This is a genomic window from Arthrobacter sp. NQ7, assembly GCF_029581595.2.
Classification (GTDB): Bacteria; Actinomycetota; Actinomycetes; order Actinomycetales; family Micrococcaceae; genus Arthrobacter; species Arthrobacter phenanthrenivorans_B.
Genome location: NZ_JARFXU020000036.1, coordinates 21,237 through 29,550 on the forward strand (window position 1 = coordinate 21,237; position 8,314 = coordinate 29,550).

Below are 8,314 nucleotides of genomic sequence, written 5' to 3' on the forward strand. Positions count from 1 at the left end.
GGTGATGCAACAGCGGCCCCACCTGTGCAGGTGGAGCCGCCGTCCCGTTGCGAGGGGGTATAAGGGTCAGCTGATGGCTGTCCGGAGTTCCTTGGCGGCCAGCGCGGGGTCGGACGCGCCGTAGATGGCTCCGCCGGCGACGGCAACGTCGGCTCCTGCGGCCTGGACGGCTGCGATGGTGCTGGCGTTCACGCCGCCTGCCACGGAGAAGGGCACCCGTGCTTCTTCTCCCGCGCGGAGGAGTCCATTCAGGTCGAAGCCGGGCTTTGCCTGCTCGTCCAAGCCCGCGTGCATTTCGACGAACTTCGCACCCAGGGCGCGGACTTCCTTGGCGCGGGTGGCCTTGTCCTCGACGCCGATCAGGTCGACGACGACGCCCTTGTTGTGTGCTTTGGCGGCCTTGACTGCGCCCGCGATGGTGGAGTCATCGGCGGAGCCGAGCACGGTGACCAGGTCGGCGCCTGCCTTGAAGGCGATGTCGGCTTCGAGTTCGCCGGCGTCCATGGTTTTCATGTCGGCGAAAACCAGCTTGTCGGGGTGGGCTTCCTTCACGGCGGTGATGGCCGAGAGCCCTTCGGCCTTGATCAGCGGGGTGCCCAGTTCGATGATGTCGACGTACTCGGCGACCTTGCCGGCCAGTTCGAGGGCGTCCTCAACGGTGAGGAGGTCGATGGCTACCTGGAGTTTCATAGTGTGGTTCTTTCTGTAGAGGACGTGCATTTGGTAAGGGACGAGCGGGTGCAAGGAAAGGGTGATTATTCGAGGTTCGCGTGCCGGAGCCAGAGCTCTTCGGCCGATACGTCAGCGGTTTCCCACAGTGACTGGAAGACCGCTTCCGTGGCCAGGAACAGTGCCTGTTCGAACAGGCTGCCGGAGTACTGGCGGGAAACGCTGGATCCGTGATCCGTCTTTTGAACGGCGGGGATGATTACCAGTGTGTCCGCCAGTACGGCGAGGGGGGACTGCGCGTTCGTGGTTAGAACGGCGACTTTCGCTCCTGCACCGGATGCTGTTTTTGCTGCCTTGACCACGCCGGATGTCGTGCCCGACCCAGATGCGACCAGCAGCAGGTCTCCAGAGGTGATCGCTGGAGTCGTTGTGTCACCGGCAACATGGACTGTCAGGCCGAGGTGCATAAGTCTCATTGCTGCCATCCGCAGAACAAGCCCGCTGCGACCTGCGCCTGCGAGGAATATCCGCGGCGCTGCTGCTACCCCGACGGCCAAGGCCGCGAGCTGTTTGGCCTCGATAGCGCCCGCGGTGTCCGCAATTTCCTGCTGAATGAGAGACACACTGCCGGCTATTTGGCTGCTGTTTATGGTTTCGGCAATTCGTGCTTCACCTTCTGTGATTACGCTCATGTCAACTCCTTCGGGTGTGTTCTGCCAGCTGTCCCCAAAGTGCCCTCGGATCCGTCTTGCCGGGTCTGGTACAGCGGGTGCAGCACATGTCGCTTGTTCTCGCTCGGCGGTACATGGGTTTGTCTTTTGCCGTCGTTCCGCACATGCGGGTACTCGGGTCATTGCTGGCGACGCGATCGGGCGCTGCCCCAGCCGGTATCAAGCAACGTGGTTCGTTTCCTGGTCATACCCTCGTGTCGCTGTCCGACTCCGAATCAGCTCACCCCTTACCGCATCCATAGGTCGAAGCTTTGGAATATGATTATGAAACCAGACTCACCTTTGGATGACAAGACCTATGACGCAATGTTTGGCGCACGCTCCCCGACTGCCCCGAAAGGTGGGGGCCAACAATCATCAGGAGGCAGACCTTTAACGTATCTCTTGTCATCCAAAGGCAAAACATGATCCAATCATGATGTTCAAAGATTTGGCCTTTGTACAGATCTCAGCCAGGACGTCCTCTTTCGTGGCCGCAGTCGGTCAAGGTGCGGCGGGGTCTCTGGCTGCGTCCGGTGCTACGGGGTCGAGGTCCCAACACGGGAGTTACTCCGAATCGGAGTGGTTTCCCACCCCGCTAGCCACCTGGGCAGCGCCGCAATACCAAGCAAAGGAGCATGCACATGAGCGGAATCGTTGTTGTAGGAGTTGACGGCAGTGCAACCGCCCGTAAGGCTGCGGAAGCAGCGAGGGACCTAGCGACAGGGATTGGTGCAATTCTTCACGTCGTCGCAGCCTTTGACGGCGACCACCCCGGACTCGGCAGCGGCAGCGGCAACTGGCTTGTGCCCGATGCTGACAGGGCCGAACAAGTTGCCCGGACGGTTGCCGATACCTTGGGCGGGGATTTCAAGATCACGTATGCTGCCGCTCCAGGCCGGCCCGCAGACGCCCTGATCCGCGAAGCAATTCGCAAGGAAGCGAGGATCATTGTCGTTGGCAATCGTAGGATGCGAGGGATCGGGCGCGTCCTAGGCAGTGTGGCCAATAGCGTGGCGCACAACGCACCGTGCGATGTCTATATCGCCAACACGTACGACGCGGACTAACACTTGCCACAGCGAACGCAACTGGGGGAAGAGGTGAGCCGGCTGTTTAGTATCCTTCCCCCCGTCTGGTTGCTTACCGGGCTGGCTATGCATCAGCGCGTGCAGGCAAAGTAAACATCTGGCGCATCACGCCCGCCGCTTGAGGGCACTTTAATATTTCCTCCACGAACCTGTGACAACGGCGTCTGCCTTGTCAGTGGGCTGGAGACCCATCTGTCCGTCAGAAGGTCAACGGGGCACCATGCCCCGGCACCCCGAATACGCTGACGCACGCACCCTGCTTCGCGGGGCAAGAAACAAGTCGATGAGCCGCCCGCGGCACCTTTCGAGAAAGAGAAACATCTAAATGACAATCGCATTTCGTGCTGCTGACCTGAACGCTAGTGACCTTGAAGAGTCGCTTCTCGCCCCGCCGAGCGCGACCCCGCTCAGTGGTGACATCACCGTTCGCAGTCGCAGAGCCTTTGAGTCTGAGGACGGGCGCATTGCCTCAGGCACGTGGGAAACCGAAACCGGCCTCTCCCGTTGGGAGTTTCTGAACAAGGGCGAAATCATTCACGTTCTGTCCGGCAAGATGAGCGTTCAGCGCGATGGGGGAGATGAAGTGCTCTTGTCTGCCGGTGACACCGCCTACTTCCCGATCGGATGGACCGGCACCTGGAACGTGCATGAGCGTCTGCGCAAGGTCTTCGTCGTCTACACCGCGTAGGACCGTCCGAGTCGGCGCGGATAAGAGAAGGCAGCAACGGGTTACCTGATCTATTCGGTCCGCGGAGCTTGCACCACACCAGTGCAGCATATCCAATGGCTGTTGGCCGACGTTCGGCCCCAGAAGGGATGTCCTAGGCCAACTCCAACGCGGCATTTCTTCAGGTTCACCTTTGCGCAAGAGGGGCCTCCTTCGGCCACAGCCGGGGGAGGCCCTTGTTTCATGCATCGGGTGATTGAGCATGGTTGCGGGGCACGGCAAGAAACTCAAACGTTTGTGATCAGCCCGAATGTGCTGGTCTACACTGCGTGCAAGCCGCTGAAAGCCGACCCTCGTTGCCCGTCCCGCGTAAACAGCGTCCGTAGAACCGCCGTTTGCTGGTTCCTCGTCCCGCACTGCCATCCGGCCGGTTGTCGATAGCACCCAACAGCAAGGAAAATTTCATGGTCCATAAAGTTCAAGCCGTCGTTGTCCGGGAGAAGAACGCCCCGGTATCGCTGGAGACCATTCTGGTGCCGGATCCGGGCCCGGGTGAGGCGCTGGTGGACATCCTGACCTGCGGTGTATGCCACACCGATCTGCACTACAAGCAGGGCGGTATCGGCGATGACTTCCCATATCTTCTGGGTCATGAGGCCACCGGTGTGGTCTCTGCTGTGGGCCCGGACGTGACATCGGTGGCGCCCGGTGACCGGGTCATCCTGAACTGGCGCGCCGTCTGCGGTGAGTGCCGTGCGTGCGCCAAGGGCCAGCCGCAGTACTGCTTCAATACGCACAACGCCACGCAGAAGATGACCCTTGAGGACGGCACCGAGCTGTCGCCCGCCCTGGGCATCGGTGCGTTCGCGGAAAAGACCCTGGTCGCTGCCGGGCAGTGCACCAAGGTGGACCCGGAGGCTGACGCTGCCGCGGTGGGCCTGCTGGGCTGCGGCATCATGGCCGGCATTGGTGCCGCGATCAACACCGGCGAGGTCAAGCGTGGCGAGTCCGTGGCAGTGATCGGCTGCGGCGGCGTGGGAATTGCCGCGATCGCGGGCGCGAAGCTCGCGGGGGCGACAACGATCATCGCCGTGGACATCGACGACAACAAGATCGGCATGGCCAAGTCCCTCGGCGCCACCCATGGGGTCAACTCCAAGCAGGAGGACGCCGTGGAAGCCATCCGGGCCCTCACCGGAGGCAACGGGGCCGACGTGGTGATTGACGCCGTCGGCCGTCCCGAAACGTACAAGCAGGCCTTCTACGCCCGCGACCTTGCCGGCCGCGTGGTCCTGGTAGGCGTCCCGACGCCGGAGATGACGCTCGAACTGCCGCTGCTGGACGTCTTTGGCCGCGGCGGATCGCTGAAGTCCTCCTGGTACGGCGACTGCCTGCCCTCCCGCGACTTCCCCATGCTCGTTTCGCACTACAAGCAGGGAAACCTCGACCTGGACGCGTTCGTATCCGAGCGCATCACCATCGACCAGGTGGAAGAGGCCTTCGAGCGGATGCACGAGGGCAAGGTGCTGCGCTCCGTCGTCGAGGTCCAGCCGGCGGGGGCGTCCGTATGAGCGTCACCATCGAGAACCTGGTCACCTCCGGCACTTTTTCGCTCGACGGCGGCACCTGGGACGTGGACAACAACGTCTGGATCGTGGGCAATGACGAGGAATGCATCATCATCGATGCGCCGCACGACGCCGCCGCGATCATCAACCAGGTCCGCAGCCGGAAGGTCAAGGCCATCCTGCTCACCCACGCGCACAATGACCACATCGGTGCCGCGCGGGAGGTGGCGGACGCCTTGGAGGCACCGATCCTGCTGAACCAGGAGGACCTGGTGCTGTGGGAGCAGGTTTACCCGGACGCCGCACCGGACCGCTACCACTCCGACGGTGACGTGTTCGAGGTTGGCGGGGCCACCCTGCGTGCGATCCACACGCCCGGCCACTCGCCGGGGTCCACCTGCTTCTACCTCGAAAGCGAAGGAACGGTCTTCACCGGGGACACCCTGTTCAACGGCGGCCCCGGTGCCACCGGCCGGTCCTACAGCGACTACCCCACCATCCTGAAGTCCATCCGCGAACGCCTGCTGACGCTCCCGGCCGAAACCGTGGTCCGCACCGGCCACGGCGAGGACACCACCATCGCCGCGGAACAGGAAACGCTGGCGAAGGTTCCGCAGTAGCGGCAGGAAACAACGCATCAAGCCAGTGAAAGGCGCGCCGGGAACATCCGGCGCGCCTTTTACGTAGCGGCAGTACCTGTGTTCGTGGTTCGGCCTCAGATGCATCTGTGGCAGGGGTCGCCGCCTTGTCGGGCGTAGTCGCTTGCACCCAGGCGAGAGTGGCTGGATTATCCGGTGAAGCAGGTAGTCCGCTGGGTCCTCATATACCGCTACTTGTGCGCGGCAGGGTTGTCGAGTTGCTGCGTGATCTCGGCGGACCGTTCCACGGTCGCGCGGGCGCCTTCGGCGACGATGCCTGGCGCGTGGCGCTGGTCAAAAACGGTGAGCGCACGGACAGTGATGCTGTTGGGTCCGGCCATGCTTTTTCGGAGGGCTGTTGCGTCGGCTCCTGGTTCTCCAAGTATGAGCCCGGCGCCGGCCACCGTTTCACGTGCCAGTACATTGGCCAGTTCCGGGTCCAGTCCCAGCTCGGTACCTGCGGCCGCCATGGCTTCGGCCAGGTAGTAGACGTAGGCAGGGCCGGAGCCGCTGATGGCTGAGACGGCGTTGAGGTGATCCTCGGGTACCTCAACGAGGGTACCCGCACCCCTAAAGACTTCTTTGGCATTCGTCAGGTCGTCGGGTGTGGAGTGGGTCCCGGCAGAGAGGGCGACGATTCCGCGGCCCAGCCTGAGAGGGGTGTTGGGCAGTGTTCGTACAACCGGCTGGGTTTTGGGCAAGGCTGCTTCCAACTGCGCCACGGTTACGGCCGCGGCTACGCTGACCACAATGGTTCCGGGGGATAGTGCTGTGCTGATCTCGCGGCACAAGTCGGCCGTGGTCGACGGTTCGACACCAAGCACAACAGTCTCGGCGCCTACGACAGCGCGCTGGTTGCTGTCCGGGCTGTTCTGTGTGGCAAGGACCTGGACGCCGGGGTAGCGTTTGGCCAGTTCGTCCGCGCGTTCTGGGCGGCGGACTGTCACAACAAGGTGAGCCGGGTCAAAACCGGTGTTCAGTAGTCCGGCCAGGATGGCTTCGTTCATGGGCCCGCAGCCGATGAAAGCAATTTGAGTGTTCATGGTCCTGTCACGGGTTGGCGTACCGCCGGAGGCGGAGTTGGTAACTGGGGCCCTCCCCGGTTGCGAGGGGTGGGGAGGGCCCCGGTGGTTCTTGGGAGCTGATTGTCCGGATCCTGGTGATCCGGACTGCAGCGGCTGTTTTGTCAGTACGCTTTGACGCGCTGTTCGACGACCAAGTGGATCAACGCGAAGGTATTATCCGTTTCGATCGCCTTGAGGGCGGCGTCAAGGGCCGCGGGAATGTCTTTGTCCTCGTCAGCACGCACACCGAAGCCGCCAAAAGCCTGCGCCATGACCGCGAAATCAGGGTTGCGGAGCTGTGTTCCTGATATCCGGCCCGGGTAGTGGCGTTCCTGATGGGTGCGGATGGTGCCGTATTCCTGATTGTCCATGACGATGATGAGGGGGGTGGCGCCGTATTGCGCCGCGGTAGCCAGCTCCTGGCCGTTCATGAGGAATTCTCCGTCTCCGGCGATGGTAACAATCCGACGGCGGGGATTTGCGAGCGATGCTGCGATAGCTGCTGGGACGGAGTAGCCCATGGAGCCGTTCCTCGCGCTAAGCATGGATGCGTAGCGCTGGGTTGGGAAATAGCGGTGCGCCCAGTTGGTGTGTTCACCAGCGCCGAAGGTGACCATGGCATCGGCGGGCAATTTGGGCACTAGGTTCGCCATGAGGGTGTCCATCCGGGCGGCCCCTGGGTGCGGGTGGGAAGAAGGGAGGGAGGCGAACGCTTTTTGCTCTCCTCGCATGCGTTCTGTCCAGGATTTCCAGTCCTCACGGTAGGGCAGTTCGATCTCGACGAGGTCGCGGACGAAGACGTCGGGTTTGGCAACGATCTGCCATGACACGGGTCCTGAACGGCCTCGGAGGGAAGGATCGATGGTGACCAGGAAGTTCTTTTTGTTCCAGTCCTGCCGGCAGACGAATCCATCCGTGATGACGTCCCCCGGGACGGTGCCGACGAAGATCAGAAGGTCGGTTTCGTCCAGCAGGTCGTAGGTGGGGCGGGGGCGTCCGTAGCCGATGGGGCCCACGTAGGAGGGTGAGTCGAAGGGGACGGTGCCCTGTGTTCGCCATTCTGCGGCCGCCGGGATGTGGTGCTTTTCCAGCCACTGGGTCAGTTGGTCGGCTGCCGCTTGAGACCAGTCATTGCCGCCAGTGACAAACAGAGGTTTGGAGGAGTTCATCAGAGCGTCGGCCAGCGCACGGCTGTCTACGGTTGTCATGCCTCCCGTTGCCACCGGGATGCTTGGGTGCAGTGTGGGATCGATCTGCTCTTGGATGATGTCCTCGGGCAGTCCTACGACTACAGGTCCCGGGCGGCCGCTTTGCGCGGCGAACATGGCCTCCGCGACAATTTCCGAGGCACGCTCGGGGTGATCCAGGACCATGACGCGTTTGGCGCCGGTGTCGAACCAGGCTTTGATATCGAATTCCTGGAATGCTTCGCGGTCGCGGTGGCCAAAAGGAATGAGACCCACGAAGAGAACCATGGGCGTTGAGTCCTGCCAGGCTGTGTGGAGCCCTACGTGCGCGTTGGCTGCGCCTGGTCCGCGGGTAACCATTGCGATGCCAGGCACCTGGTTCATTTTTCCGTCGGCTTCGGCCATGTAGGCGGCGCCGCCTTCGTGTCGGCAGACGATGGTCTCAATGGGGGAACCGTGCAGACCGTCCAGGACGTCGAGGAAGCTTTCGCCCGGGACAACGAACGTCCGTTCCACTCCATGGGCTACGAGCGAATCCACAATGACATGGCCGGCTGACTTTGTCGTTGGGGGGGTCTGTTCAAGGAGTCGGGGGTGGAAGGCCGTCGACTGCGTTGCCATCGTTTTCCTGGTCTCTTTGGTGGGGTTTCGTAAGGGGTGGTCAGGCGGAAGCCGCGGTTTCGAGCGCGACGGCGTTGACGCCGGCGGAGGCGACGGCGT

General features: G+C 62.5%; 8 protein-coding genes. 4 read left to right on the forward strand and 4 right to left on the reverse strand.

The features are described 5' to 3' along the window. Positions 1–66: 66 nt before the first annotated feature. On the reverse strand, positions 67–690 hold the full coding sequence (hxlA, locus tag PUN71_RS21800; RefSeq protein ID WP_277800092.1) for a 3-hexulose-6-phosphate synthase: 624 nt from the start codon (positions 688–690) through the stop codon (positions 67–69). Positions 691–755: 65 nt separating this feature from the next. Then, on the reverse strand, positions 756–1,361 hold the full coding sequence (gene hxlB, locus PUN71_RS21805; RefSeq protein ID WP_277800093.1) for a 6-phospho-3-hexuloisomerase: 606 nt from the start codon (positions 1,359–1,361) through the stop codon (positions 756–758). Positions 1,362–2,023: 662 nt separating this feature from the next. Here hxlB and PUN71_RS21810 point away from each other — a divergent pair. The 4 genes from PUN71_RS21810 (at position 2,024) to PUN71_RS21825 (ending at position 5,325) form a co-directional block, all read left to right on the forward strand. Then, positions 2,024–2,449: a universal stress protein gene (locus PUN71_RS21810; protein ID WP_277800094.1), complete on the forward strand. Its 426-nt coding sequence runs from the start codon at positions 2,024–2,026 to the stop codon at positions 2,447–2,449. A gap of 346 nt (positions 2,450–2,795) precedes the next feature. Continuing rightward, on the forward strand, positions 2,796–3,158 hold the full coding sequence (locus PUN71_RS21815) for a cupin domain-containing protein (protein WP_277800095.1): 363 nt from the start codon (positions 2,796–2,798) through the stop codon (positions 3,156–3,158). A 443-nt stretch (positions 3,159–3,601) separates the two neighbouring features. Beyond that, positions 3,602–4,708: an S-(hydroxymethyl)mycothiol dehydrogenase gene (locus tag PUN71_RS21820; RefSeq protein WP_277800096.1), complete on the forward strand. Its 1,107-nt coding sequence runs from the start codon at positions 3,602–3,604 to the stop codon at positions 4,706–4,708. Beyond that, positions 4,705–5,325, forward strand: a complete 621-nt coding sequence (locus PUN71_RS21825) for an MBL fold metallo-hydrolase (RefSeq protein WP_277800097.1) — start codon at positions 4,705–4,707, stop codon at positions 5,323–5,325. The genes PUN71_RS21820 and PUN71_RS21825 overlap by 4 nt, the downstream gene beginning before the upstream one ends. Before the next feature lie 209 nt (positions 5,326–5,534). Here the strand turns inward: PUN71_RS21825 and proC are convergent, their stop codons facing one another. Both proC and PUN71_RS21835 read right to left on the reverse strand, forming a co-directional pair. Further along, positions 5,535–6,386, reverse strand: a complete 852-nt coding sequence (proC, locus tag PUN71_RS21830) for a pyrroline-5-carboxylate reductase (protein WP_277800098.1) — start codon at positions 6,384–6,386, stop codon at positions 5,535–5,537. A 143-nt stretch (positions 6,387–6,529) separates the two neighbouring features. Then, positions 6,530–8,215 (reverse strand): thiamine pyrophosphate-dependent enzyme, encoded by a 1,686-nt coding sequence (locus tag PUN71_RS21835; protein WP_277800099.1) that lies wholly within the window; start codon positions 8,213–8,215, stop codon positions 6,530–6,532. Between the last annotated feature and the right edge of the window lie 99 nt (positions 8,216–8,314).